This window comes from Kitasatospora sp. NPDC058170, assembly GCF_042883905.1.
GTDB lineage: Bacteria > Actinomycetota > Actinomycetes > Streptomycetales > Streptomycetaceae > Kitasatospora.
This window is the reverse complement of record NZ_JBHVUV010000021.1, coordinates 86,507-111,380: the sequence shown is the minus strand read 5'-3', so window position 1 is coordinate 111,380 and position 24,874 is coordinate 86,507. Positions and strand designations below refer to the sequence as shown.

General features: G+C 75.4%; 19 protein-coding genes and 1 pseudogene. 5 read left to right on the top strand and 15 right to left on the bottom strand.

Features of this window, described 5'->3' with window-relative positions; all coding sequences use genetic code 11:
• The 3 genes from ACFVVX_RS23880 to ACFVVX_RS23870 are packed head-to-tail and all read right to left on the bottom strand — an operon-like array spanning position 1 to position 3,642.
• Entirely contained in the window at positions 1-948 is a 948-nt protein-coding gene (locus ACFVVX_RS23880; RefSeq protein WP_387948621.1) for a hypothetical protein, read from the bottom strand.
• Positions 945-2,249, bottom strand: coding sequence for an MFS transporter (locus ACFVVX_RS23875; protein ID WP_387948620.1), 1,305 nt, complete (start codon positions 2,247-2,249; stop codon positions 945-947). Before ACFVVX_RS23875 ends, ACFVVX_RS23880 begins: the two co-directional genes overlap by 4 nt.
• Positions 2,250-2,268: 19 nt before the next feature.
• Positions 2,269-3,642, bottom strand: a complete 1,374-nt coding sequence (locus tag ACFVVX_RS23870; RefSeq protein WP_387948619.1) for an alkaline phosphatase family protein — start codon at positions 3,640-3,642, stop codon at positions 2,269-2,271.
• A gap of 602 nt (positions 3,643-4,244) precedes the next feature.
• On the opposite strand from ACFVVX_RS23870, the gene ACFVVX_RS23865 reads away from it, so the two are divergent.
• Positions 4,245-4,817 carry a hypothetical protein gene (locus ACFVVX_RS23865; protein WP_387948618.1) on the top strand — a complete coding sequence of 191 codons (573 nt, stop codon included), beginning with the start codon at positions 4,245-4,247 and terminating at the stop codon, positions 4,815-4,817.
• Positions 4,818-4,888: 71 nt separating this feature from the next.
• Here the strand turns inward: ACFVVX_RS23865 and ACFVVX_RS23860 are convergent, their stop codons facing one another.
• The 4 genes from ACFVVX_RS23860 to ACFVVX_RS23845 form a co-directional block, all read right to left on the bottom strand.
• Entirely contained in the window at positions 4,889-5,752 is an 864-nt protein-coding gene (locus ACFVVX_RS23860; protein ID WP_387948617.1) for an Ada metal-binding domain-containing protein, read from the bottom strand.
• A 5-nt stretch (positions 5,753-5,757) separates the two neighbouring features.
• Positions 5,758-6,486 carry a 2OG-Fe(II) oxygenase gene (locus ACFVVX_RS23855; protein WP_387948616.1) on the bottom strand — a complete coding sequence of 243 codons (729 nt, stop codon included), beginning with the start codon at positions 6,484-6,486 and terminating at the stop codon, positions 5,758-5,760.
• A 112-nt stretch (positions 6,487-6,598) separates the two neighbouring features.
• Positions 6,599-7,105 (bottom strand): methylated-DNA--[protein]-cysteine S-methyltransferase, encoded by a 507-nt coding sequence (locus ACFVVX_RS23850; protein WP_387948615.1) that lies wholly within the window; start codon positions 7,103-7,105, stop codon positions 6,599-6,601.
• Between the two features lie 172 nt (positions 7,106-7,277).
• Positions 7,278-8,174: a carbohydrate kinase gene (locus ACFVVX_RS23845; protein WP_387948614.1), complete on the bottom strand. Its 897-nt coding sequence runs from the start codon at positions 8,172-8,174 to the stop codon at positions 7,278-7,280.
• 395 nt (positions 8,175-8,569) lie between these two features.
• Between ACFVVX_RS23845 and ACFVVX_RS23840 the strand changes: the two genes are divergently transcribed.
• The 3 genes from ACFVVX_RS23840 to ACFVVX_RS23830 all read left to right on the top strand — a co-directional run bounded on the left by ACFVVX_RS23840 (position 8,570) and on the right by ACFVVX_RS23830 (position 11,786).
• On the top strand, positions 8,570-10,090 hold the full coding sequence (locus tag ACFVVX_RS23840; protein WP_387948613.1) for a M1 family metallopeptidase: 1,521 nt from the start codon (positions 8,570-8,572) through the stop codon (positions 10,088-10,090).
• A 330-nt stretch (positions 10,091-10,420) separates the two neighbouring features.
• The gene (locus ACFVVX_RS23835) at positions 10,421-10,942 is read left to right on the top strand and encodes a SigE family RNA polymerase sigma factor (RefSeq protein ID WP_387948612.1); all 522 of its coding nucleotides are present in this window, start codon (positions 10,421-10,423) and stop codon (positions 10,940-10,942) included.
• Entirely contained in the window at positions 10,929-11,786 is an 858-nt protein-coding gene (locus tag ACFVVX_RS23830; RefSeq protein ID WP_387948611.1) for a hypothetical protein, read from the top strand. The genes ACFVVX_RS23835 and ACFVVX_RS23830 overlap by 14 nt, the downstream gene beginning before the upstream one ends.
• A 122-nt stretch (positions 11,787-11,908) precedes the next feature.
• On the opposite strand, the gene ACFVVX_RS23825 is transcribed toward ACFVVX_RS23830, so the two are convergent.
• The 6 genes and pseudogenes from ACFVVX_RS23825 to ACFVVX_RS23800 all read right to left on the bottom strand — a co-directional run bounded on the left by ACFVVX_RS23825 (position 11,909) and on the right by ACFVVX_RS23800 (position 21,134).
• Positions 11,909-16,114 carry a TIR-like protein FxsC gene (locus ACFVVX_RS23825; protein WP_387948610.1) on the bottom strand — a complete coding sequence of 1,402 codons (4,206 nt, stop codon included), beginning with the start codon at positions 16,112-16,114 and terminating at the stop codon, positions 11,909-11,911.
• The gene (locus tag ACFVVX_RS23820) at positions 16,111-17,193 is read right to left on the bottom strand and encodes an AAA family ATPase (protein ID WP_387948609.1); all 1,083 of its coding nucleotides are present in this window, start codon (positions 17,191-17,193) and stop codon (positions 16,111-16,113) included. The genes ACFVVX_RS23825 and ACFVVX_RS23820 overlap by 4 nt, the downstream gene beginning before the upstream one ends.
• A 118-nt stretch (positions 17,194-17,311) precedes the next feature.
• Complete coding sequence (locus ACFVVX_RS23815) at positions 17,312-17,863, bottom strand: hypothetical protein (protein WP_387948680.1); 552 nt, start codon at positions 17,861-17,863, stop codon at positions 17,312-17,314.
• Positions 17,860-18,354 (bottom strand): annotated as a pseudogene (locus ACFVVX_RS23810) (caspase family protein); the annotation flags it as partial. The pseudogene ACFVVX_RS23810 and the gene ACFVVX_RS23815, both read right to left, overlap by 4 nt.
• Positions 18,354-19,874, bottom strand: a complete 1,521-nt coding sequence (locus ACFVVX_RS23805) for a hypothetical protein (RefSeq protein WP_387948608.1) — start codon at positions 19,872-19,874, stop codon at positions 18,354-18,356. The gene ACFVVX_RS23805 and the pseudogene ACFVVX_RS23810, both read right to left, overlap by 1 nt.
• 159 nt (positions 19,875-20,033) lie before the next feature.
• A complete protein-coding gene (locus ACFVVX_RS23800) occupies positions 20,034-21,134 on the bottom strand; it encodes a chemotaxis protein (protein WP_387948607.1) in 1,101 nt (366 codons plus the stop codon).
• Positions 21,135-21,438: 304 nt separating this feature from the next.
• Here ACFVVX_RS23800 and ACFVVX_RS23795 point away from each other — a divergent pair, with 304 nt between their 5' ends.
• Positions 21,439-22,068, top strand: a complete 630-nt coding sequence (locus tag ACFVVX_RS23795; protein ID WP_387948606.1) for a class I SAM-dependent methyltransferase — start codon at positions 21,439-21,441, stop codon at positions 22,066-22,068.
• A gap of 343 nt (positions 22,069-22,411) precedes the next feature.
• Here ACFVVX_RS23795 and ACFVVX_RS23790 read toward each other — a convergent pair whose 3' ends face one another.
• Both ACFVVX_RS23790 and ACFVVX_RS23785 read right to left on the bottom strand, forming a co-directional pair.
• Positions 22,412-23,188: a MerR family transcriptional regulator gene (locus tag ACFVVX_RS23790; RefSeq protein WP_387948605.1), complete on the bottom strand. Its 777-nt coding sequence runs from the start codon at positions 23,186-23,188 to the stop codon at positions 22,412-22,414.
• A 166-nt stretch (positions 23,189-23,354) separates the two neighbouring features.
• Positions 23,355-24,476, bottom strand: a complete 1,122-nt coding sequence (locus ACFVVX_RS23785) for a serine hydrolase domain-containing protein (protein ID WP_387948604.1) — start codon at positions 24,474-24,476, stop codon at positions 23,355-23,357.
• Positions 24,477-24,874 lie beyond the last annotated feature (398 nt).

Sequence of the window (24,874 nt, the reverse complement as noted above, 5' to 3'; positions counted from 1 at the left end):
TCACCCCGGAGCCGCCCCCAGAGCCGCCGGGGACTCCGCGTCGCGGGCGAGCAGCCGCGGTTGTCCGGTGCCGTCCGCCGGGACGGTCCAGACGTCCGCGCCCGTCCCGGAGTGCGGCAGCCCGTAGGCGACGGTGGCGTCGTCCAGCCAGGCCGCCTGGTCGTCGACGCTGCGGGTCTCGGTGAGCGGGGTCTCGGCGAGATCGGCCAGCCGCAGCACGGTGAGCCGCCAGCCGCCGTCGGGCAGCATCCGCTTGTAGGCCAGCCGGGTGCCGTCGGGGGCCAGTGACGGGCACTCCACGTCGTCCTTGAGGGTGCGCAGGCTGCGGGCGGCGAAGTCGCCCGCCACGAGGGAGCGGTGGCCGTCGGCCGACAGCGTCGCGTAGAAGCGGTTGTCGTCCGAGGTGAAGGTGACGCCCCAGACGTTGGCGTCGGGCGCGGGGGCGTGACCGTCGACCGTGAAGTCCTCCAGGTTGCCGACCAGGGTGCCGCCGCGGGTGTCGAGGATGCCGGAACGGGTGGAGAACCGGCCGCCGTTGTAGGAGTCCCCGGTGACGAAGACCGTCCAGGAGACCATCCGGCCGGAGGCGGAGACCCGGGCCCGGCTGGGGACACCGTTGAGCGGGATGTTGCTCTGCCGGTGCAGCTCGCGGTCGAGGACGGTGAGCTGGTAGGAGCCCGGGCCCTCCAGCAGGCAGACACCGGTCCCGGCGGCCGCGTACACGCGGGCGCAGGGCAGCGTGGAGGGGGTGCGCCGGCCATCGGGGTGCTGCACCGCGAGCAACCCCGTCCGGGTGTCGCGGACCAGCAGCCCGGGGCCGTCCAGGGTGGGCGCGGCGTCCGCCGGGTCACGGGCGGGGACGGGCGCGGCCCGCAGCACGGTGTAGCCGACGGCGACGGCGGCGAGCAGGACGGTCGCGACCAGGGCGGTGAGGATGCGCCACTTCATGGCGAGGGGTGTCCTTCGTGCGAGGGCGGGACGGACGGCGGGGCGGACGGGGAGACGGGCGGAGAGGACGGCGGACGGGGACGCGGCGGGGCCGCCGTGAGCAGGGGGGCGGAGACGGCCAGGGCGGTGGCGGCGGCGCCGGCCGCGCCCAGGCAGGCGGTCGGCGCGCCCCACGCCTGCCAGGCCGCCCCGAACGCCACCGAGGAGCAGAGCGCGGCCAGGGCCTGCCCGGTCTGCAGCAGGGCGAGTCCGCTGGTGCGCAGTTCGGGCGGCAGCAGCGGCCCGGCGAGGGCCATCAGGACCCCGTCGGTGGCGGCGTAGAAGGCTCCGTGCAGCAGCAGGACCAGCGGCACCAGCAGCACCGGCGAGCCCGGGCCGAGGGCGAGGAGGACCTGGACGGCGACCACGGCGCCGAAGCCGCCGAGCACCACCGGCCGGTGGCCGGTGCGGTCGGCGAGCCGGCCCAGGGGCGCGGCCAGCAGCAGGTAGGCCAGCGCGGAGCCGACCGCCAGCAGCGGGAACGCGGTGAGCGGCAGGTCGTCGCGGCGCTGGAGGAGCAGGTAGACGAACCCGTCGCCGACCGTGGTCAGCGCGAGCAGGGCGGCGACCGCGCAGAGCCGGCGGAACGGTCCGCGGCGCAGCAGTGCCAGCGCGGCGCCCGGCCGCACCCGGCCCGCGGGCAGGGGCTCCTGGCGGTCGTGGACGAAGAGCGCCAGCAGCAGGACGCCGAGCAGGGCGAAGCACAGGCTGGTCAGGAACACCGCGTCGTAGGAGCGGCCCGAGCCGGCCAGCGCGAGCACGCCGACCGCGACGAGCGGCCCGGCGAACGCCCCCAGGCTGTCCAGGGCGCGGTGCGCGCCGAACGCCCGGCCGAGCCGGTCGGCGGGGACGGAGAGGGTGATCAGGGCGTCCCTGGGCGCGGTGCGCAGGCCCTTGCCGGTGCGGTCGACCGCCAGGACGGCGCCGATCGCCGCGGGTGCGGCGGCGGTCAGGAGCAGCCCGGCCCGGGCGGCGGCCGACAGACCGTAGCCGATCCCGGCGACGAGCTTGCGGCGCCGGAACCGGTCGGCGGCGTAGCCGCCGAGGAGCCGGGTGAGGGCGGTGGATCCGCTGAACAGGCCGTCCACCACACCGTACTGAGCGGTGCTCAGGTGCAGTCCGAGGACGAGGTAGGCGGGGAGCACCGAGCCGACCATCTCGGCGGAGACGTCGGTGACCAGGCTGACCAGGCCGAGGGCGAGGACGTTGCCGGTGAGGACCCGCCGGGCCGGGGCCCCGGTCGTGGGGGCCCCGGCTCGCACGCTGGAGAGGTACACCGGCTCAGCTCAGCGTGATGTCGTCGAACCAGGTGATGCTGGGATCACCCGGGTAGTCGTCGTCGTGGTTGACCAGCTGCACGGTGTAGGAGTGGCCGGGGGTGAGGGTGTCGGTGACCTGCCGCCAGCCGCCGTTCGCGGTGCAGGTCCTGGGCAGCGGGGTGGCCGTCGTACCGCTGGTGTTGTGCCGGACGGTGACGGTGGCCCAGGCGTAGTCCACGCTGTCCCGGCAGTCGCCCTTCCACCAGACGGTGAGCCTGGTGATGCCGGGTGGGGCGGTGAAGGTCTGGCTGAGGACGGAGTCGCCGTCGGTCGGCCCGCTGGATCCGGCCGCGCCGCCGTAGGCGCCGGAGTGCGGCACGTCGGCGACGGCGGTGGTGCCGGTGCGGGTCCAGCCGTTGAAGGTGCCGTACTCGAAGCCGCCGTTGACCAGGCCGGCGGGCGGAGAGGGGGTGGGCGTCGGGGTCCCGGTGGGCGAGCCGGTGGGTGTGCCGGTGGGCGTCGGGCTCGGGGTCGGCGAGGTGGTCCAGATGTCGGTGATCGGGGCGGCGCTCGCCGCGTTGCCCAGGGCGCCGAGGCCGTAGGCCTCCTCGATCGTGCGCAGGACGCCGTAGTGGTCGATGCGCTCGGAGTAGACGCCCGGGCGGACCTTCTCGCCCACGAAGACGGTGGCGATCTGGTTGACGGAGCTGAAGTTGTCCTCGTCGAAGGTGACGACCAGCAGGCTGTTGTGGGTCTTGGCCCACTGCGCGTACCCGTCGAGGTTGGTGCGCAGCCAGGTGTCGCCGGTCTCGGGTGCGCAGTCGTGCATGTCGTTGCACATGTCGGGGATGACGAAGGAGACGGTCGGCAGCTTGGTGTAGTCCGTCGGGAAGCCGCTGTAGGGGAGGCTGGCGGCGGCCGGGACGTTGTCGAAGTCCGCCCAGGGGTTGTGCTTGCGGACGTAGTTGCCGCTGCTGCAGCCGGTGTAGCCGGTGGACGGCAGGCCCTCGGAGTAGCCCTTGAAGGTGTACCCGGCGGCGGTGAGCTGGCTGCCGAGGTTGGCCTTGCCGGTGAAGTTCTGCGGGCAGGAGTCGCCCGTCACGCCTTGCAGGTCGCCGGAGAACAGCGCGACGTAGTTGCCCTGGCTGGGGTGGGTGATGCCGAACGAGCGGGAGAAGCTCGCGCCCTGCCCGGCCAGGGAGTTGAGGTAGGGGACGGCGGGGTTCCCGATGATCTTCGAGTAGTCCTTGTTCTCGAACAGGACGACGACGACGTGGTCCGGCCGCGGTACGGCGGCGGCGGTGCCGCCCTGGTCCGGCGCGGCGGACGGGCGGGCGCCCATGGCCGCCCCGGCACCGGTGAGGGCGATCAGGAACGCCACCACGGCGGTGATCACCGATCTGGTTCTCGGCGCGGGCCGCCGCCCGGGCGGGGACTGCGGTCTGAGTCGGGACTGCGCTGCCGGCATGGCCTGCTCCTCGGTCTCGCACCGGTCCGGGCCCGCCGGATCCGGTCCGTGCGGGTGTGATCCGGATGGTTTTGTCGCGGACATGGTGGAGGCGGCCCGGGTGGGAGCGATAGCGTGCGGGCGGCCGTCCGCACGCCCCGCGACGCGGCCGCAGCGGCGCCGCCTGGGGCGATGGACCGGCGGCGCTGGAAATCCAGTACCGGCGAGTAACCACGGGATCCGCGATCGACGACCTCCACGGCGCGCCGCACGGCGGCCCGTTCCACAGCGCCCTGCGCTCGGCCATCGCCGCCCGCGGCCTCAGTCTGGAGCGGCTGCACGAACGGCTGGCCGCCGCCGGACTGCGGGTCAGCGTCTCCACCCTGAGCAACTGGCAGCGCGGCCTGAGCCGGCCGAGCCGCCCGCAGAGCCTGCGCGCGGTCGCCGGGCTGGAGCGGGTCCTGGGCCTGGCGGCGGGCTCGCTCGGCGGTCTGCTGGAGGAGCCCGCGCACCGCGGCCGCCGCCTGCCGGCCCCCGCCCCGGGCACCCCGGTGCTTCCGGCGAGCCGGCTGCGGGCCCGGATGGACGTCCCGGCCGAGCCCGAGCTGGACGTCCTCGCCGTCCAGGACGAGGTGACCGTCTCCGGGGCGGGCTGGGTCGCCACCACCCGGACGGTCGTCCGCGCCCGCCGCTCCGGAGTGGCCCGGCACGTCGTGCTCAACCACGTCCGCGGCGACGCGCTGCCCGAGATCCGGGCCGGCCGGGACTGCACGCTCGGCCGGGTGCGGACCGACCGCGCGGCCGGGCTGGTCGCCGCCGAGCTCCTCTTCGGGCCGCTCGGCCGCGGGGAGACCTTCGCGGTGAAGCACAGCACGGCCGCCACCGAACCGGAGCCGTACTACGGGCACTGGTTCCGCACCGCCGGGCAGCACTACGAGTTGACGCTGCGCTTCGAGCCCGGGACCGGGGCCCGGCGGGCCTACCGGATCTGGCGGCTCGACGCGCGCTCACCGCACCGGGACGTGGTCCGGCTGCGGCTCATCGACGGCCGCCTCGCCCACTTCGCCGACTTCGACCTCTCCCCCGGGTTCCACGGCATCCGCTGGACCGGCCGGGAGCCCTGAGGGGCCGGCCCTCCCCGGGCCTGAGCTGTCCCTGGCCCTGAGCTGTCCCTGGGCCCTGAGCTGTCCCCGGGTCAGCTCCCGTCCGCGGGCGGGTGGTAGGTGATGAGCTCACCCCCGATCCGCCAGGTCCCGCCGTCGGCCGAGGCGCCCCGCATGCCGTGCAGGACGTCGGCGCCGGCGCGTTCGACGACGGCGACGGTCCCGATCGAGGCGAAGCCGAAGGTCCGCGCCGGGTCCCAGTCGGTGCTGAACCGCAGCCGGCGGCTCATCTGCGCCCAGCCCTCGGGGCCGCCGGCGACGACCCAGGCGTCCGGGGTGGCCGCGGTGAAGCGGGTGGCCGGGCGCAGCCAGGAGGCGGCGGCCTCGGGCCAGTCGACGACGGCGAGCACCTCCCCGCCCCGGGCCCGCCAGGCCTCGGCGAGGGCTCGGGCGGCGGCGGTCGCGGCCTCGGCGCGGCCGTGGCCGATCACCACGGACCGGATCCGCTCCGGTGGCCCGGTCAACAGGCCGAGGAGGGAGGCGAGTTCGGCCGGGGTGTGGGCGGCCGGCGGCGGCAGCGGCGGGCCGCCCGGGCCCGGAGCGAGGGGCGAGCGGGGGCGCCCGAACCCGTGGGGGCTGCTCATGGTGTCTCCCTGTCGGTCCGGTCCTTCGGGTCGCCGTGCCCGCCACCGCGCGTACGCCTCCGGCAGGCAGACCGCGCACGGACGGTAGCCGGCGGCGCGGGCGGTGGCCGCGTCGGCGAAGAACACCCGGTGGCGGACGTAGCCGCCGGCGGCGATCGCGCGCAGCGCGCTGGGGCAGTCGAGCCGACCGTAGAGCCGGCCGCGGCGGTGGCCGCCGAGGGTGCCGGGCACGGCGCTGCGGTACGGGCGGCCGTCGGCGCCGAGCAGGAGGTGGTCCCGGCCTGATGCGCGGGTGGTGTCGGCTCCGGACACGGTGGCTACGCGGCGTCGTGGAAGACGAGGCCAAGGGTGTGCCGCCGGCCGGTGCGGACGGTGCTCACCCCGTGCCGCACCGGCGCGGCGGACCAGCCCCGGGCGGAGGGCACCGGGCGGTCCCGGGTGGTGAACACCAGGCCGTGGCCCTGGGGGAGGGTGAGGGAGGTGCCGCGGGACTGGGCGCGGGGGCGCTGCTCGACCAGCAGGAACTCGCCCCCGGTGTAGTCGGCCCCGGCCGCGTCGAGGCCGATGACGACCTGGAGGGGGAAGACCAGGTCGCCGTACAGGTCGCGGTGCAGGGCGTTCCAGTCGCCGGGGCCGTAGCGCAGCAGGATGGGGGTGGGCTTGGTCTGCCCGGCCTCGTGGCACAGCTCCAGCCACTCGGCGAGGGTGTCGGGCCACGGCGCGGGCCTGCGGAGCCTGGCGGCCCAGTCGCGGGCGATCGGGAGCAGGCGCGGGTAGAGCGCCTCGCGCAGCTCGGCCGGCAGTTCGGGGAAGGGCTCCCGGAAGTAGCGGTAGCGGCCGGAGCCGAAGCGGTGGCGGGCCATGTCGACGGTGCTGCGGAAGTACCGCTCCTCGTCGTACAGGGCGGCGACCGCGGCGCACTCGCCGGGGGTGAGCAGCTGCCCGGTCGGGGCGCAGCCGAACGCGTCGATCTCGGCCGCGAGCGCGGCCCAGTCGGTGGCGGCGACGCGGTCGGCCGCACGGCCGGGGCTGGTGGTGGGGATCATGTCCGTCTCGCTCGGTGTCGGGGTGGGTGTGCGCGGATCGCGGGGCGGGTGACGCGGGTCGGCAGCGTGGATCAGGCCGCGCGGGCCGGCAGCGCGGGTCGGAACGCGCGGGTCATGCCGCGAGCGCGCCCTCGTGGGTGAGCAGCAGCCGCTTGCGCTCGACGCCGCCCGCGTAGCCGGTGAGCGAGCCGTCGGCGCCGATCACCCGGTGGCACGGGCGCACCAGGAGCAACGGGTTGGCGCCGAGCGCGGCCCCCAGCGCCCGCACCGCCCCAGGCGGGAGCCCGGCCCGCTCGGCCAGCCCGCCGTAGCTGGTGGTGGCGCCGTACGGGACGGTCTCCAGCGCCGCCCAGACCCGCCGTTGGAAGTCCGTGCCGGCGCCCGCGGCGTACTCCAGGTCGAAGCCCTTCGCCTCGCCCGCGAAGTACGCCCGGATCTGCCGGGTGACCTCCCCGAACGCCTCCGGCGCGCGGATCCAGTCGTCCCGGACCTCCGCCGCGTTCTGCTGCCCGGTCATGGACACCGAGGCGAGGGCCGTCCCGCCCTGGGCGGTGGCGGACTCCTCGCCCACCAGCAGCAGCTCGCCCACCGGGGTACTGATCGTCGTGTAGAGGGTCACGGTCCTTCTCCAGCCGCTCGTCAACCTGTCGTGCACCACCCACTCTGCGGTCTTTCCCGCGCTGGATCCGGCGGGATTCGGACACGGCGTTCCGCCGCCCCGGGCCGTGCGCCCGGACGGCGGGGGCCAGGCCGGGACCAGGCGGGGATCAGGTGGGGACAAGCCGGCGGCGTCAGCCCACGGCGAGGAGGGCGGCGTTCAGCTCGGCGGTGTCCGGCGGGTTGGCACCCGCGCGCGAGACGGTGAGTGCGGCGGCCGCGGCCGCCGTGGCCAGGGACCGGTCGAGGTCGGCGCCGGCGTGGCGGGCGTGGAGCAGGGCGGCCATGAAGGAGTCGCCGGCCCCGACGGTGTCCACGACCGGGACGGGGACGGCCGCCGTCTCGGCGCGGCGCCCGTCGGAGGTCAGCGCGAAGGCGCCCTGCGCGCCGAGGGTGACCGCCACCGTGGCCGGTCCGAGGTCGAGCCAGCGGCGCGCGACGGACTCCGGGTCCTGGCCGGGGTAGAGCCAGTCGAGGTCCTCGTCGCTGGCCTTGACCAGGTCGCTGAGCGCGACGCAGCGCTCGACCCGGCGGACGGCCGACTCCCGATCGCCCATCAGCGCGGGCCGCACGTTGGGGTCGTAGCTGACGCCGGCCCGGCCGGGCCGGCGTCGGACCAGGGCGAGGACGGCCGCCGCCCCCGGGTCGGTGACGGCGGCGATCGAGCCGATGTGCAGATGGCCGGGTACGAACGGGAGCTCGGCCGCCGCCAGCGTCCAGTCGATGTCGAAGCTGTAGCGGGCCCGGCCCTGCTCGTCCAGCTCGACCAGTGCGGACGCCGTCCGGGCGCCCTCCCCCGGGTCGGCGAGGACGGCCACGCCCGCGGACTCCAGGTGGGCCCGGATCAGCCGGCCGTGGGGATCGGCGCCGAGCTCGGTGAGCAGGGTGGTGGGCAGGCCGAGCCGCGCCAGCCCGTAGGCGACGTTGGCGGGACTGCCGCCGGGGTGGACCCGGTCGGGCCCGCCCGGGGTGCGGACGATGTCGGCGACGCACTCGCCGATCACCAGGAAGCTCGGGGCGGGGCTGGTCACGGCTGCTCCTGACGGTCCGGGGCGTCGGCGCGATGGCGGCTGCCCAGCCTACGCGTTCGCGCGGCCGGGCCGCGGCCGGACCGGAAAAGGGCATGGGAACGGCCGCCGGACCTGGCCAGGTTCTCCGACGGCCGTGGCCCCACCCGTCAGGGGGTGGAACACTCCGAACGCTATGACAGCCCGCAGCCGGTCCGCTACCACTGTGGTCCGTCCGGGGGAGGCCGCGTGTCACGGGACCGCCCGGACTGTCCGACCGGTCCACTACGATCCGTGGTCGGACGGTCGCTTTCCGGTGTGCGGCTTCCGGTGTGCGGCCGGCCCGCCGCGCACCCCGACGACCCGGCACGACCCGGCACCACTCAACACGACCCGGCACGACCTCGACCCCGAAAGCGGTGATCACCCTGCCCAGGCTCCGCTCCGGCCGCCGTGGCCCCGCCGCCCTGGCGCTCGCGCTCAGCACGGCGGTCCTCTGCTCCGCCGCCCCGCCCGCCGCCGCCGCCGGCGCGGGCGGTGTCGGCGACCCGGTCTTCCCCGCGCTCGGCAACCCGGGCTACGACGCGCTCGCCTACGACCTCTCCTTCGCCTACCGGCCCGACAGCCGCACCGTGGACGCCACGACCGTCCTGACCGCCCGCGCGCTGACCGGCCTGCCGGAGTTCGACCTCGACGCGCTCGGCCTGGACGTGCACACCGTCCGGGTCGACGGCCGACCGGCCGCCTTCCGCCTCCACGACGAGAAGCTGACCGTCACCCCGGCCCGGCCGGTGCGGCGCGGCACCGTGCTGAAGGTGACGGTCGCCTACACCGCGGACCCACGCGCCAGGCCGCCGCACACCGGCTGGGTGCCCACCCCCGACGGGTTCGCCGTCGCCGGGCAGCCGGACGGCGCGCACACCGTGTTCCCCTGCAACGACCACCCAAGCGACAAGGCCCGGTTCACCATCGCCGTCACCGCGCCGGACGCCCTGCTCGGTGTGGCCAACGGGACGCCCACCGGTACCGAGCGGCGCGGCGACGGGCTGACCACCCGCCGCTACGTGTCGCGCGATCCGATGGCCACGGAGCTGGTGCAGGTCTCGGTCGGCGACTACACCGTGCGCGAGCGCACCGGTCCCGGCGGGCTGCCGCTGCGGGACGTCGTCCCGACCGCGCGCGCCGCCGACCTCGAACCGGCCCTCGCCCTCACCCCCGCCCAGCTGGAGTGGGCGGAGCAGCACCTCGGGCCGTTCCCGTTCGAGACGTACGGGCTGCTGCCCGCCAACACCGACGACGAGGCCGCCTTCGACTTCACCGGTCTGGAGACGCAGACCCTGACGCTCTACAAGCCGAACTTCCTGCGCCAGCCCGAGCGCCTGATCGGCTCGCACATGATGCACGAGCTGGTGCACTCCTGGTTCGGCGACAGCGTCTCCCCGGGGACCTGGGCGGACCTCTGGCTGAACGAGGGCCACGCCGACCTCTACGGTCTGATGTACCGCTACGAGCGCGGCTGGCCGGACTCCGGCGGCTTCACCACCCTCACGGACCGGATGCGCGACGTGTACGCCCGGGGCGACCAGTGGCGGCACGACTCCGGCCCGGTGGCCGCGCCGACCGCCGCCGACCTCTTCGACAGCCAGCGGTACACCGGGGGCGCACTGGTGCTGTTCGCGCTGCGCGAGCGGGTCGGGGCGGCCGTGTTCGACCGGATCGAGCGCACCTTCCTGCAGCGGTACCGGTACGGCACGGCCACCACGCGGGACTACGTCCGGACGGCCTCGGAGGTCTCCGGCCGGGACCTGTCGGGCTTCCTCGGCGACTGGCTGTACGGGCGGCGCACTCCGCCGATGCCGAACCACCCGGACTGGACGGTCACTCCGGTGCCGGCCACCGCGCGGGGCGACGCCGCCCCGCGCGGCACCGGGACGCTCTGAGCGTCCGGGGCGGTTCCCGGTACGCCCCGGCGCGCCGGTCCGGTGCTCCCGGGCGCCCTCCGCGCGCCCCTGCGCGGCGGTCGCCCGAAGGCACATCGTGGTGCCCACGGCCCGCCCGCCGCCCGGCCCAGCTCCGGCCGGCTCGCGGGCCGTCCAGCGTTCCGGACCGGACCGCCGCCGCACCTCGGCCACCCCCCTGCCACCCGCCCGCGCGCCGTAGGAAATAGTTGCGGTGACCAGGCAACCCGCACGGACTCCCAACGCGTTCAGCTTCCGTGAGAAGGACACGACTGGCGGGAATGATGGGGACACCATGGCGGGGACGGCACGATGAGGGATGCGACTCCGGACTTCGAGGAGTTCGTCGCGGCCCGCAGCCCTCGCCTGCTGCGCATGGCCTGGCTGCTCACCGGCGACCCGCACCTGGCGGAGGACCTGTTGCAGACCGCGCTGGCGAAGGTCTGGCCGCGCTGGGAGAAGATCGCCATCGACCGGCCGGAGGCGTACGTCCGGCGGGTGCTGGTGAACTCGCACGTCTCCTGGTGGCGGCGGCGCTGGCACGGGGAACTGCCGCACGGCGACCTGCCGGAGCCGCCGACCACCGCCGACCCGTTCGAGAACTGGGCGGTCAACCAGGTCGTGGCCGCCGCCGTCCGGGCCCTGCCGCCGCGTCAGCGGGCGGTGGTGGTGCTGCGCTACTTCGAGGACCTGAGCGTGGAGGAGACCGCCGAAGCCCTGGGCTGCACCTCGGGCACGGTCAAGAGCCAGACCCATCGGGCCCTCCAGGCGCTGCGCGGCAAACTGCCCACCCCGGAGCTGATGTTCGACGGGGGACGCCGTGACCTGGTCTGAGCACCCCGATCCGGACAGCCCGCGGGCCGCCGACACCGAGGAGGAGCGGGAGCTGCGGATCCTGCTGCACCGGGCCGCGCCCGAACTGCCCGCCCCCGACGACCGGATGGACCGGATCCGCGAGCGCGCCGACCGGACCCGCCGCCGCCGGCGGGTCGCCGGACTGTCGGCGGGCCTGACCACCGGCCTGGTCGCCGCCTTCCTCGCCGCCGCCCCGGCCACCGCCCCCGCGCCGTCCCCGGCGGCGCTCCGGCCGGCGGGCACGCCACCGCCCGCCACCGCCCCCGCGGTCTCCCCCGCCGCGACACCCGCCGTGCCCGGCCCTCCGACCAGCGCCTCCCCCTCCCCCACCGTGCTCGAACGGGAGATCCCCTTCGGCGTGGTCGACGGCCTGCGCCTGGACGCCCCGAGCACCTGGTACACCCTGCACCTCCCGACCTTCGATCCGCCGGGCACCACCGGCTTCGTCGCCACCCAGCCCCTCACCACCGCCCCGTCCTGCACCCGGGAGCAGGTCTTCTGCCTGACGACCGGCGCGCTGGACGAGGGCGGGCTGCTGATCGCCTTCGGGCTGGTCCGCGACCCCGATCTCCAGGGCAAGCTGGCCACGGCCGTCGGGCCGGCGGTCGACATCCCCCTCGACAAGGAATGCGGCCGGATCGGCGGCACCCGGCAGCTCCGGGGCCACCACACCGTGGAGACCGTCGGCACGACGGCCGTGATCGAGCTGACGGCCTGTCTGCGGGAGCCCGGCGAGAAGGCGCTCCAGCAGGTCCAGCGGATCCTCGCCTCGGTCCGTGCCGCGGAGGATCCCACCATCGGGTCAGGCATTACGGGCCGCTGACCCGCGTCCCCTCCGGTCCCACCCGGACGGCGGAGGCACCGGGCCGCAGGGCCTCCGAGCTGCAGAGCCTCCGAGCTGTCGGCGCCGCGTTGTCGGGCCGCCGGGCGCGGCCGGATCCCTCGTCAGCCGTCCCGCTGGTCCCGGCCCGAGGAGTCGGGGAACTCCGGGAACGCGTCCCGCAGCGACGGCCGCAACGGGCTCGCGGGCCGGGCCGCCAGCGCCGCGGCGAACCCCCGCCGTGCGGCGCTCATCGCCGGGGACACGACGGCGTCGAAGTCGGCCACGGTCCGCAGGCCGAACGGCCGGACCCGGGAGTACCACGTGCGCCTGCGCAGCCCGAGGCTCAGCCCCAGGTCGCGGAGCTCCCCCGGCCAGTCCGTGGAGGCGTTGTCGGGATCGTCTGCGTCCCACGGCTCCAACAGGATCACCGTGTCCGGGTTGAGCCGGAGGAACAGGTGCAGCTGCGACAGCCGGTCCCGGTTGCGCAGCGCCCACCGGTCCACCAGGAGAAGGGCGGGATTCACCGGGCCGCCGTTGTCCAGCAGCACCTGCACCTCCTCCTCGAACGTGTGGACCGAGGCGTCCATCCCGAGCCGCCGCACGGCCTGTGCCGTGTGCTCGCCCAGGGAGATCTCGGCCCGCGGCTCGTACGGGTTCCAGTCCGTCCGCTGCGGGCCGTAGAACTCCGGGCGCCGGCCCGGCGGCAGTTCGTGCTCGGCGAGCGACAGCACCAGGACCCGCAGGCTGAGCACGTCCTCGGCCCGGCGCAGTGCGGCCGGGTGCTCGAAGGCGTTGGGCTGGGACAGCAGGTCCAGGGGGCGGCCGGTCTGGATGACCGTCTCCTCGGCCACCTGGACGATCCGGCTCGCCAGCCGGTGCACCGCCACCTCGTACGCGGAGCGGGAGTCCGCGCTGCCGATCAGGGCGAGCAGCCCCGGCTCCCCGTCGCTGCGGGCGCCCTGTCCGGTGACCACGAGCTGCCGGGCGACCGCGGGTATCGCCCCCTCGGGCAGCGGCTCCCAGAGCACCGGCACGATCCCGGTGGCCCGTCGCTCACCGGTGCCGACGCGGTACACCGGGCGGCGGGAGAACGCGTACCACTCCCATCCGCAGACCTCGTTGGCGAAGTAGTCGGGCGAGTACAGCGGTACGAAGACCCGACAGGACGCCAGGGCCCGGGTGTTGCGGGCGGCCCAGCGCGTGCCGAGACGGTCGGAGGTGTCCATGAAGCCGACCGTGGCCGCGTCCCACTCGGTCGGGACCAGTTCCAGGACGGCCTCGCGGAGATCCTCGAAGAACACCTCCAGCCGCCAGCCGGTGGCGGGCGACCCGGACGGGCCGCCGCGCGTCAGATGGGCGTGGCTCAGGTAGAAGTAGGGCTTCGGGTCCTGCTCCGGGAGGGCGTCCGGCGCGGTGAGGGAGCGGGTCCGGGCGGTCGCCTCCGGCCTGGGCTCCTCCGCCGAGCGCGCCACCCGCTCCGCCACCTGGTCCGCCGCCTGCCCTTCCGCCGGCTCCGCCGGAGCCGGCGGATTCGCCGCCTCCGCTGCCGGTTCCTCCTGCGGTTCGCCCGCCGGCCCTTCCAGCGGTTCCTCCACCGGTTCCGCCACCGGGGCAGGGCGGGCCAGCGACTCGGCCACGGCCGTCAGGCCGCGTCGGCGTGCTTCGGCCTCCAGTGCCTCCCGGGCCGTGGGCACCGCATGCTCGACCAGCACGGACCAGAGCCGGTCCGGCGGTTCGGCCTCCGCCGCCCTCCCGCGGTGGCGCGCCTCCAGCACCGGGTTGACCAGGTAGTGCGGACCGCGCTGCGGCTCGTCGCCCAGGTACGCGTGGACCTGTCGCAGCAGGCCCGGCAGCCCGAAGATCGGCCGGCACGCGTCGCCGAGCGCCGCGGAGAACCAGGACGCGCCGAGTCGGTTCCGCTCGTCGTCCCCCAGGTAGACGAGTGCTCCGGCCCACAGCAGGCCGGACGACAGGGCGGGCGGGTGGCCGAGCGCACGGACGGCCAGGGCGGCATCGAGCATCGCCCGGACCTCCGCCGGGGCGGTCCGCCGGCGCTCCAGGAGCTGCGGCACACCCGCCATCGCCTGGATGATCCGGCGGTCCCCGGCCAGCAGGGCCGCGTCGGCGAGGCGGCTGTCGAAGGCCGCCGCCTGCTCGGCCTCCTGCTCCGAGAAGGCGTCCGGGACGGTGATCAGGTCGCTGGCCGCGATCAGGGCGCGGACCGGTGACCACCTGTCGGCCCCATCACCGCCGCTGAGGTGCTGCACGTAGGAGGACCGCATCGTGCCGAGCAGCAGGACCGGCCTGCGCTCCTCGTCGTCCAGCAGCTGCCGGAGCAGCCGGGCGAAGGCGTTGCGCTCCGACTGCGGTCCGTCCAGCAGCAGACGCTGGATGTCGTCCAGCCAGATCACGCTGAACGGCCCGACCTCGGCCGGGACCAGCTCCCGCCAGCGGTCGATCCGCTGCAGGCGCCAGTGCGGTGGCAGCTGGCGCAGCGCCTCGTAGCAGGCCCGCGTCGTTCCGGTGACCGCGTTGCCGACCAGCAGAACGGACCGGTTCCGGCCGGCGTCCGCCTCGCGCACCAGCGACCGGAGCCGCTTGTCGTGCTGTCGCTCGAAGTACCGCCCCAACCCGTCGGGCGTCTCGGGCCCGTCCTCGGGCTCGTCCCCGGGCGCCGTCATGTGGACACCGAACGCGAGCGGCGTGATCAGGTCCGCGAGCGAGGGGGCCGCCGCGGTCGGGGGCGGCCCGGCCTCGGCCGACTCCGCGAAGGGCAGCGCGGCTCCGTCCACCAGGCGGCTGCCGCTCCGCCCGGTGACCCGGGCGGCGGTGAAGTCCGCCGTCGCGGCGCGGCGGGCCTTGAGGTAGGCGGCGACCTGGTGGCGGACGGTGCTGCGGATCTCCGCGACCTCGTCGCGGCGCTGGGCGGCCAGCAGGGCCTCGCGGACGCCGGGCAGGAAGTCGAAGCGGAGGGCGTCCGGGTCGGCGCCGGGCGGCGGTGGCTGCCAGGGGGCGAGCAGCCCGCCCAGCAGGACCTCGGCGAGGTGGCCGTGGTCGGCCTGCGGAAGCATCACGCGGCGGACCAGGGTCATCACGGGGAGGACCAGCGGGACGGCGGAGAGGTGGCCGGCCAGTTGCCGGGCGAGCGGGGAGGCCGTCTCCCGGAACTGCTTGAGCGCGGGATCGGCGCTCTGCGGCAGGGCGGGCGGTGCGACGGGGGCGGGGGCGCCGTCGCCGACGAGCAGACTGCTCAGTCGGCTGCGCCGACCGGTGCCGGAGACCAGGGAGGCGAGGGCGCCCAGCGCGGACGGCGAGGCGTCGACCACCGGGACGGGCATCGGCCGGTCGGACCGCAGCCTGCGGTGGGTGCGGCCGCGCGGGCGGGTGGCGGTGGCCTCCCAGCCGGTGTTGGGCGCGGCCGGTCCGGTGGCGCGCAGCCAGAGCGGGGTGGGGCGGACGGAGCCGCGCGACCACAGGCGCTCGGGCAGGACGTTGAGGAGAGCGACGGAGCCGTGCCGCCCCCAGCCGCGCAGGACGGTGTCCAGGGCCGGGCCGCCCCAGCCGCCGCCGACGGTGTCGGTGACGACCAGGACGAGCCGGCGTCCGGACGGGTCGGCGATCTCCTGCGGGCGCCGGGGCGCACCGCCGGGGCGGGCGGCGAGGGAGGGCGTGCCGCCGGCCTCGGTGCCGCCGAGGTACCAGGTGCGGACGTCGCGGAAGACCCCGGTCTGGGCGACCACCCGCCGCAGGTCGGCGACCAGGTTGTGCCAGAGAGTCATCGAGCGGTGGGTGTCGATGACCAGGGCGAGGTCGAGCCAGCGGCCGGGCGTGGGGCGCAGCACGGGGACCAGCAGGCGCTGGTCGACGCCTGCGCTGACGGTGGCCTCCTCGTCGAGTTCGGGCTCGCCGCGGCTGTCGGCGAGGGTGCGCCGGCCGAGCGGGCGCAGGGCGCGCATGACGGCGAGCGGGTCGGCGAGGGCGCCGGCCCGGGCGACCCGGACGAGGTCGCCGCGCCGGGCGGCGGTGCCCTCGTCCGGGTCTTCGGGGTCTTCGGGTTCCTCGGGGCTCCCGGGTGCGGCCAGGTCGGCGGTGGCGTAGTGCTGTTCGAGCGGGCCGTCGGCCGAATCGCCGGAGCCGGGGTTCCCGGTCCGGTCCTCGGGGGCGTCCTGGTCCGCGGGGGCTGGTGCGGCGGGCGGCTGCGGGCGGTCACGGCCGGAGTCGTCGAGGCAGCCGGCCAGCCAGAGGATGTCGGCGAGCTCCTCCGGTCCCAGGTCGGCCGCCGAGGCGGCATCGGCCTCGGCGAGTGCGCGCAGCAGCCGGGCGATCACGGCGAGGCCGGTCCGGTGAGCTTCTGCAGGACGGTCCGCAGGAAGGTGTCGCGTTCGGTGTCGTCGGACCAGGCGCCGCTGAGCCGGAGTTGGACGGCGTTGAGCAGCTGGTCGGTGGCGAGGTCCCCTTCGACGCGGCGTTCGTCGAAGGCGCGGATCAGCCCGTGGACGAGGTCGCGGCGGTCGTCGTCGAGCTCGGCGGGCAGGTGGAGGCGCTGTCTGATGATCTGTTCGAGCTTCTCGGTGCTGGGCGGCTGGACGTGCAGGCGGATGCAGCGGCGCAGGAAGGGCGGTGGGAAGTCGCGTTCGTTGTTGCTGGTGAGGATGACGACGGGGAAGGCCAGGCACTGGACGCGGCCGTGGTCGACGCCCACGGTGGCCTCGGTACCGGCCGCCGGGTCCGCTCCGAAGGTGTCGTCGGTGCCGATCCGGACCCGGGGTTCGCGGGCGGCGATCCGGGCGAGTTCGGGGATCTCGAAGCCGCCGTCCTCGAAGACGGTGAGCAGGTCGCCGGGGAGATCGATGTCGCTCTTGTCGATCTCGTCCACCAGCAGGACGCGCGGCTGCCGCTGCGGAAGCAGTGCGGTGCCGAGCGGGCCCAGCCGCAGGTAGGGGGCGATCGAGCGGTCGGGGGCGGGCGGGGTCGGCGGGTCGGCCGCGTCGCCGCCGCGCAGCTGCTGCAGGTTGGCGTCGTGCAGGCGGCTGATCGCGTCGTAGCGGTAGAGGCCGTCGCGCAGGGTGCTGCGGCTGGTGATCGGCCAGTGCAGGACCGGGCCGAGGCCGAGGTCGGCGGCGATGCTGTAGGCGAGGGTGGACTTGCCGACCCCGGGCTTGCCGGTGACCAGCAGCGGGCGGCTCAGGTAGAGGGCGGTGTTGACGGCGTCGGTCTCGGCCTCGTCGGGGACGTAGCCGGTGCCGCGCCGGGTGGTGCGCTCCCAGGCGGGGCCGGTGCGGCCGGGCGGGCGGTAGCCCGGGTCGGGGGTGCCGTCGAAGTCGCGCCACGGCGGCTGCTTGCCGGCCAGCCGGGCGAGCCGCTCCTCGGGGGTGCCCGCGCCCTGGTAGATCCACCAGTCCTTCATGGGCTCCTCTTTCCTTCCCTTCGGGTGGGTCGGGTGGGGTCGGTCGGTGGGTCGTTCGGGTCGTGTCGGTCAGTGCGGGTCATGCGGGTCGTGCGGGTCGGACAGGTCGGACGGGCGGTCAGGAGAGCGATCTGGTCTGCGGGCGGTGCTCGGGGTCGTCCCAGAGCAGGCCGAGGGGTTCGCCGCCGGGGCAGCCGCCGCAGCCGCCGGGCGGGCCGCCGATCCGGACCTGCCGTACGGCGGCGGGCAGGCGGCCGAGGTCGAACTCCCCGGTGGCTCCGGCCGCGGCGAGCACGGCCGCCAGGCCGTCCGCGGTGCGGGCCCGGCAGCCGCCGCAGCCGGGGCCGAGGGCGCCGTCGGTGCCGTCGGCGCCCCCGGTTCCGTCGGCGCCGCGGTCGGTGTCCGTGCGGGTACCGGATTCGGTGCGGGTACCGGAGTCGGAACCGGTGGAGGTCCGCCGCCAGACGGCGATCGGCATCCCGGCGTCGAGCAGGATCTCCAACCGGTCGGACAGCGGTGCACCGTGCCGGTCGAGCAGGGCACAGACCCCGGGCGGCCGGGCTGGGCGGCGTAGAGCACGAAGGTGCTGCGGCCCGGTGCGCGGCCGCCGCTGCCGTACCGGGTGCTGCCGAAGGTGGAGCGGACGCGGGAGGGCACGTCGAGCCGGCAGGCGTCGCCGATGGACACCACCCGGGGGAAGCGGCCCCGGGTGATGCTGGTGGACCGCCAGAAGCGGAGGGCCGAGTCGAGGTCGAGGTGGTGGACCGACTCGGTGCCGGCGTCCGCGAAGGGCAGCAGCAGCCGGTCGTCGTCGTCCGAGTAGCCGTGTCCGGCCCAGTAGAGGACGAGCAGGTCGCCGTCGCACTTGGGCAGTTCGCGGAGCAGGGCGGCCTCGATCTCGGCCTTGGTGGCGGGGCGGTGGTCGGGCAGCGGGTCGGCCGGCGGGTGCCCCTGGACGGCCGGAAGCGGGGAGAGGAACAACCGGACGTTGGCCTCGGGGACGCCTGCGCCGCCGGTGAGCCACTCGGCGAAGCGGACGGCGTCCCGGGCCGGGCCGCGGAGGTTCCAGTCGGCTCCCACCCGGTACGACTCGATGCCGACGACCAGGGCGAAGACCCGTTCGGGGGACAGCTGGGGGCCGGGGCCCCCGGGGGTGGGCATCACCCGCCGTCCTCCGGGGCGGTCGCGTCCGCCGGGCCTGCGCCGCCCGTCGGCCCCGCGGCGGGCGTGCGGGTGGTGGGGGCGGTCGCCGGGGTGGTGGGGGTAGCGGCCAGGGCGGCAGGGGCGGTCGCCGGGGTGGTGGGGGCGGCGGCGAGGGCGGCGGCGATCCGGTCGTAGAGGGCGGGGAGCTTGAAGTAGGCGCTGTGGCAGTACGGGAACGGCTGGCGGCTGCTCACCTCGTGGTCGGTGACCCGGGGGTCGCCGGGAAAGACCGGGGCGGCCCGGTACCCGAGGAGGTCACCGGGGTCGTAGATGTTCAACCAGTCGGGGAACCCGCTCGGCAGGCCGCTGCCGGGTTCGAGCCCGTTGAGCGCCCCGAGCTCGTGCAGGAAGGGCGCCTGCGAGCCGACGGTGACCAGCAGCCGCAGGTCGGGCGGGACGCCGCGGTCGGCGGCGGCCAGGGCCAGGCAGTCGACCAGGGCGATGCCGCCGAGGCTGTGCCCGATCACGACGGTCGGGCCGGGGGCGGCCGCGATCCGCTCGGCCAGGTAGGCACGCAGCGGCCCGCCGCGCGCCTGGTAGCGCAGGATGTCGCCGAGCGCGGGGGTGGCGCCGACGGTCAGCGCGCCGCGTCGGCGTTCCAGCAGGCGCTGGCCGCCCACCCGCATGCCGAGCCTGCCGAGGACGCCCGCCGCCCGGCCGAGCGGTCCGCGGGCGGTGCCGCCGAGGCGGTCGGCGAGGAGTTCGGCCAGCCGGTCGCGTTCGTCGGCGGTGCAGAGCGCCCGGGGGCCGGCGGCGGCGAGCAGTTCGGCGGTGAGTGCGCGGGCGGTGGCGGCGGTCAGCTCGGCGGCGGCCGCAGCGTCGACGGCCTGCTCGCAGGCCTCGGCGAACTCCTCGGCGGCGGCGAGGCGGCGCAGCGCGGCCGGGAGGTGCGCGGCGAGGGCGGTGGCGGCCAGGAGGGTGGCGAGTTCGTCGGCGGCCGGGGTGCCCGCCGCGGCGGGGCCTGCTGCCGGCCCTGATGCGGGGCTCGCCGTGGGCTCCGGTGCGACCTCCGGCGCAGGCTCCGGCGCGACCTCCGGTGCGAACTCCGACGCGAGCGCGGCCAGCCGGTCGGCGACGGCCTGGCCCGGGGCGTGGGCGCCGGGGATGCCGAACCCGTCGTCCTCGGTGGGTAGTTCGGCGAGGACGCGCAGTTCGCAGAGCGGGTCGACGAGCAGCAGGGTCCAGCCGCCGTCCGCCCGATCGGGGGCCTCGGGCCAGTCGGGCCAGTCGGCTGGGTCCGCCTGGCCCGCGTGGCCCGGCTGGCCGTCCAGTGACCCGGGTGCGCCCATGGGCAGGCCCGCGAACCCGGGAATCGAGGCGCCGCCGGCACTGAGCGTCGCGCCGTGCTCGTCACCCCAGTAGCAGGGCACCACGTCGGCATCCGGGAACCGGGCCCGGAGCTCACGGGCCACCAGCTCGAACAGCGGGTCGTAACCCTCGCGCCGTACCCCGGTGCCGTGCACGAACAGGAACCGCATGACGCCCCCGCGTTCTCCCCGAACTCCCCCGCCCGACCAGCACCCTAGCGCCGCCGCCGCCCGCCGACACCCGGTCCGCCACAAAGTCCGCCACAAAACCGTCGGGCTCCCCGCGCGGGTGGCGGGGAGCCCGTGGGGCGGCGACGGGCGCCGGGTGGGTCAGTAGCGCAGGACGGCGGCGATCCGGCCGCGGCCAGCGAGCTCGTCGGCCGGGACGAACTGGACCTTGGCGCCGGTGTCCAGCGCCCGCTCGACGATCTCGTCGACCATGTCGTCGCGGACGTCCGGCTCTCCGGCCGGGGCGGGCACCAGGTGGCTGTCGGTGACCCGGACCGGCTCCCAGTAGTCCTCCTCGACCGCCACCAGGCCGGCCCGGCCCTCGGTGACGCTCTGCCAGACCTCGTCGATCCCGGCGGCCAGCGCCTTGACGCCCTGGGCCTGGTCGAGGCGCTCGTGCAGCTCCGCCACCGCCTTCTTGCCCTGCTGCTCGACGGTGGCCCGGACGGCCTCGGCGACGGCGGCCGCCTGGGCGTGGCCGAGACCGCCCCGGTGGACCTGGGCGGTGGCGCGCTTGGCGGCGGTGCCGACCTCGTCCAGCAGCGACAGCGCGGCAGCCTCGCCGAGCACGTACAGCGGGCGGGCGTCGGTCTCCAGCAGGACGGCGAGCGCGGTGTCCGCCTCGCGCAGGAAGCGGCGGGTCTCCTCGTCGCGGAAGGTGCTGGGCACGTCGCCGATCCGCTCCTGGCGCTCGACGTCCCAGTCCGGCCGGACCTGGTCGAGCGGGAAGCCGCCGGCGGCGTGCTCGACCAGCCTCGGCCCGGTGCCGTTGAACAGGGCGACCCGGTCGGCGGCGACGGTCAGCACCCAGTAGGGCGCGCCGGCCGTGGAGGCGGAGACCAGGTTGCGGGTCAGGAAGGTCTCGGCGAGCACCACCCTGGCGGGGACGGTACGGGGCAGCGACCACACCTGGTGCTCGCCCGGCGCCGCGAAGATCACCAGGCCGTCCTCCGCGTGGACCAGGTCGACCTCGGCCAGCGCCCGGTCCAGCTGGTCGACCACGTCCAACCGGTCGGCCCGCGTGACCGCCTCGTCGGCGTGCAGCCGGTTCTTCGCCTCGGCCACGAGGTTGCGCAGGCGCACCGGGTCCTGGGTGTTGTCGGGCTCGCTGCGGTGGGTGGGCAGCAGGACGGAGACGGCCGGGTAGCGCCGGGGGCGGCGCAGCTCGGCGAGGACGGCAGGCGTGAGCTCGGCTGCGTGCATCGGGTGCCCTTCTTGTCGTGGTTGCGTCGGCTTGTCGGGTGCCTCGGCAGGATCGGCACTATCGGCTGTTTTTCTGTTTTGCCAGAGTTTGCCGGATTTGCCTCCCCGACCCTTCCCCATCCGAACGCCTACCTATGCCCGTCACCACCGAAAAGGTGTCCGTATGCGGCGCGGTCCCGGGCGGGCGCGGGCGGTCTCGCGCGGTCGGGAGCTGTTCAGGGGTCGAAAGCGCCACGGCCACGGGCGCGGGATCCGGCCCGGGGCGGGAGAACGGCTGCGAACGGCGGGTGTTAACTTCCTTCCCGTGGCGGAGCACCAGGACGAGACCAGGGCGGCCTACGACGGGGTCGTCGAGCTGTACGCGTCGATGTTCGACGACCGGCTGGAGACGCGGCCGTTCGCGCGGAACATGATCGGCACCTTCGCCGAGCTGGTGCGCGGGTCGGGGAACCTGCGGGTAGCCGATGTCGGCTGCGGGCCCGGACATCTGACGGCCATGCTGCACGAGCTGGGGCTGGACGCCTTCGGGCTCGACCTCTCCCCGGCCATGGTCGACCACGCCCGGCGGACTCGTCCGGCGCTGCAGTTCGACGAGGCGCGGATGGAGGCCCTGCCGGTCGAGGACGGCACGCTCGGCGGGGTACTGGCCCACTACTCGATGATCCACACCCCTCCCGGGGAGCTCCCCGCGCTGCTCGCCGAGCAGGCGCGCGTCCTGGCACCGGGCGGCCTGCTCCTGGTCTCGTTCTTCGCGACCGACGCGCCCGAGCCGGTCCGCTTCGACCACAAGGTGACGCCCGCCTACAGCTGGCCGGCGGACCGCTTCGCCGACCTGCTCGCCGGGGCCGGGCTCGTCACGTTCGCCCGGCTGCTCCACGACCCGGCCTCCGAGCGGGGCTTCCTGGACGCCCACCTACTGGCCCGCCTCCGCTAGGGCGTGTTTGCAACGTCCCGCCGGGCTCAGGACGCAATGTCCGATTGTCGCCAGCGCCCTTCCCGTCGGATCGTCACCATGACCTGCATGACCGCAGAGAACTAGGTCCTGTCCGGCCGATCTTGCCGGGCGCGCAACGCCGGGCATCCCGCCTGGACGCACGCCCGAATCACCCAAGTACGTCCAGTACGAGGGCGATCCGGGCGCACGCCCAACCGGGCGCCCACCGCCGCACGCTGATCCGCCAAGATCGACCGGACAGGACCTAGGATCTCCCGGCAACGGGCAACCCTCCTGCGGTTCGTGATCAACGGATCCGCACCGACGTGCCGCCAGGTCTCCGTCACTGGCGTGGGATGGGTACGCCTGCGGAGCGGAGTCTGGCCTCGGTGAGGGCGGTCAGGCGGGCTGAGGCCGGGGCCTGCTCCCCGCGGTGGTTGTTGATCAGCCGGTACTGGGTGGAGGCCCTGTTCCAGGCCCGCTGGCTGGCGGGGTTCCCCAGCAGCGCGGGGTTGGCGAGGTAGTGGTCGGCCATGGCGGTCGCGAGTTCCTCGATCCTCGGGTCGTCCGGCTCCCAGCCGTCGGCCTCCTGGCCGCGCTTGGCCAGGTCGATGTACCCGGGGTCCTCCAGCCGGTGTTCGAGCTGGGACAGGAAGCCGTCGAAGCCCTCCGGCACCAGCACTCGGGCCAGTACCAGGGCCTCGCGCTGCGCGGCCACGTAGTCGGGGCCGAAACCGAGGCCGGGCATCCGGTCCAGGAGCGTGCAGGCGCGCTCGGGCAGCAGGGCCCGGTCGCCCTCGGCGAGCCGGTGCAGCATGTCGAGGCGCGCGACCAGGTCCGCGATCCGTTCGGTGAGCTGCTGCGCGACGTCGGCGAGGCCGTCGGCGAACCGGTCGGCGTCGGCGTCGAGCAGCGGTCCGGTCTCGGCCAGCGGCACCCCGGCGGCGGCCAGCGTCCGGACCTGCACCAGCCGCAGCAGCTCCGCCGATCCGTACCGCCGGTAGCCGGAGGCGTCGCGCTGCGGCTCGTCGACCAGTCCGGTCCGGTGGTAGTGCCGCACCGTCTTCACCGTGACGCCGACGAACGCCGCCGCCTGTCCGATCGTGACCCCGCTCGTCATCCGCTCAGCCTGCCTCGTGCTCGGGCCCGGCCACGCGCACAGCGCGGCCGAGCAGGGGACGGGGCCGCGCCGGGCCCGTCCGGCCCGGCGCGGCCCCGGTTCGCGTCCTGTCCTGTCTGACGTACGGCCAGAAGGGGCCGCCCTCGAAGCGTACGGGCCCGGGTGATCAGCCCGTCGGCCGCGCCGGGTCGGCCTGCCCGCCGCCGAACACCTCGCTGACGAGCCTCTTCTGGGCGGCCTGGAAGGCCGGTGCTATGGACATGTCGGCGTCGTCCACGTAGGTCAGCCCGGCGGTCATGGTCGTACGGCCGTCGGGCGTGCTGTACATCAGGGCCGCCGAGCCGATGGTGGCGCCGTTGTGGTGGAAGACGGTGCCGCCGCCCGGGCCCAGGTCCTGGGCGAACACCCCCAGGCCGTAGCCGATCGTGGCCTCCGGGGTGCGCATCTCGGCCAGCAGTCCGGCCGGCAGGAGCCTGCCGCCCATCAGTGCGGAGAAGTACGTGTGCAGGTCCTGCGTGGTCGAGATCATGTCGCCGCCGGCCGCGACCCAGGAGGGGTTGTGCCGGGTGACGTCGAGCGTCCTCTCCTGCCCGGCGTCCTCGTAGCGGTAGTAACCGTGGTTGTGGGGCTCGGGGATCTCCGGCGAGGCGCCCGGCGCCACGGTGCCGGTCAGTCCCAGCGGCCCCAGGATCAGCCGCTGCAGCTCCTCGGCGAACGACCGGCCGGTGACGCTCTCGATCACCAGCCGGGCCAGCACGTAGTTGGTGTTGGAGTAGCTCCAGCCCGACCCCGGCGCGAACCGCGCCGGCTTGGACAGCGACAGCCGCACCAGCTCCTCGGGCAGGTAGGTGTGGAACCGCTTCTCCACCCACTCCCTGCCCCGCCACGGGACCCCCGGCACGACCGTCCCGTCCTCGTGGAGCTCGCCGGTGTGGCTGAAGATCCCGCTGGTGTGCTGCAGGAGCATCCGCACCGTGATCCGCCGGTCCAGCCCGAACCCGGGCAGGTAGTCACCGGCCGGGGCGTCCAGGCCGACCCTGCCCTCGGCCACCAGCAGGAGCACCGAGGCCGCGACGAAGCTCTTGGTGCTGCTGCCGATGCGGAAGTGCCCGTCGGTCAGCACCCCGGCGCTCCGGCCGAGCTCGCACGCCCCGGCGCCGGCGACCCACTCGCCCCGCTCGTCGTTCACCCGCAGCTGCACCCCGAGAACACCGCACGCGACGACCTCCTCGATCGCCTTCCGCAGCTCCGGGCGATCCTGCTGCTGACCGGCAAGGGTGATGGACATGTTGCTCCTTCGGATCTGCTGTGCCCGCCTCGGCGTCGGGCCGTTGCGACGAGCTTCCGGCCTGACCCAAGGTCAACCTCAACTGTGTTCCGGCTCACAGTGCGACCGCGGACGGGAAAACGCCTCGCTCTGCCCGGCGCGACAGCTACCGATGCGGTCCCACCGGTCTCAAGTCCCGGGCCGACTCCCCGGCTGATGCAAAATCAGGACATGTTGATCGCTTGATAGTTCTGCCATACCGCTGGTCCAGCCCCTACGCTGAGCGCTGCCACGCATGGGGACCGAGGGGAGTCACTGGTGGGGGACGTCATCATGGTGGATCTCGGCGGGGGCGCGCTCGTCCACGCCGGGGTGACGGTGCCGGAGCGCGCGAAGGCCACGGCCGCCGCACCGGTCGA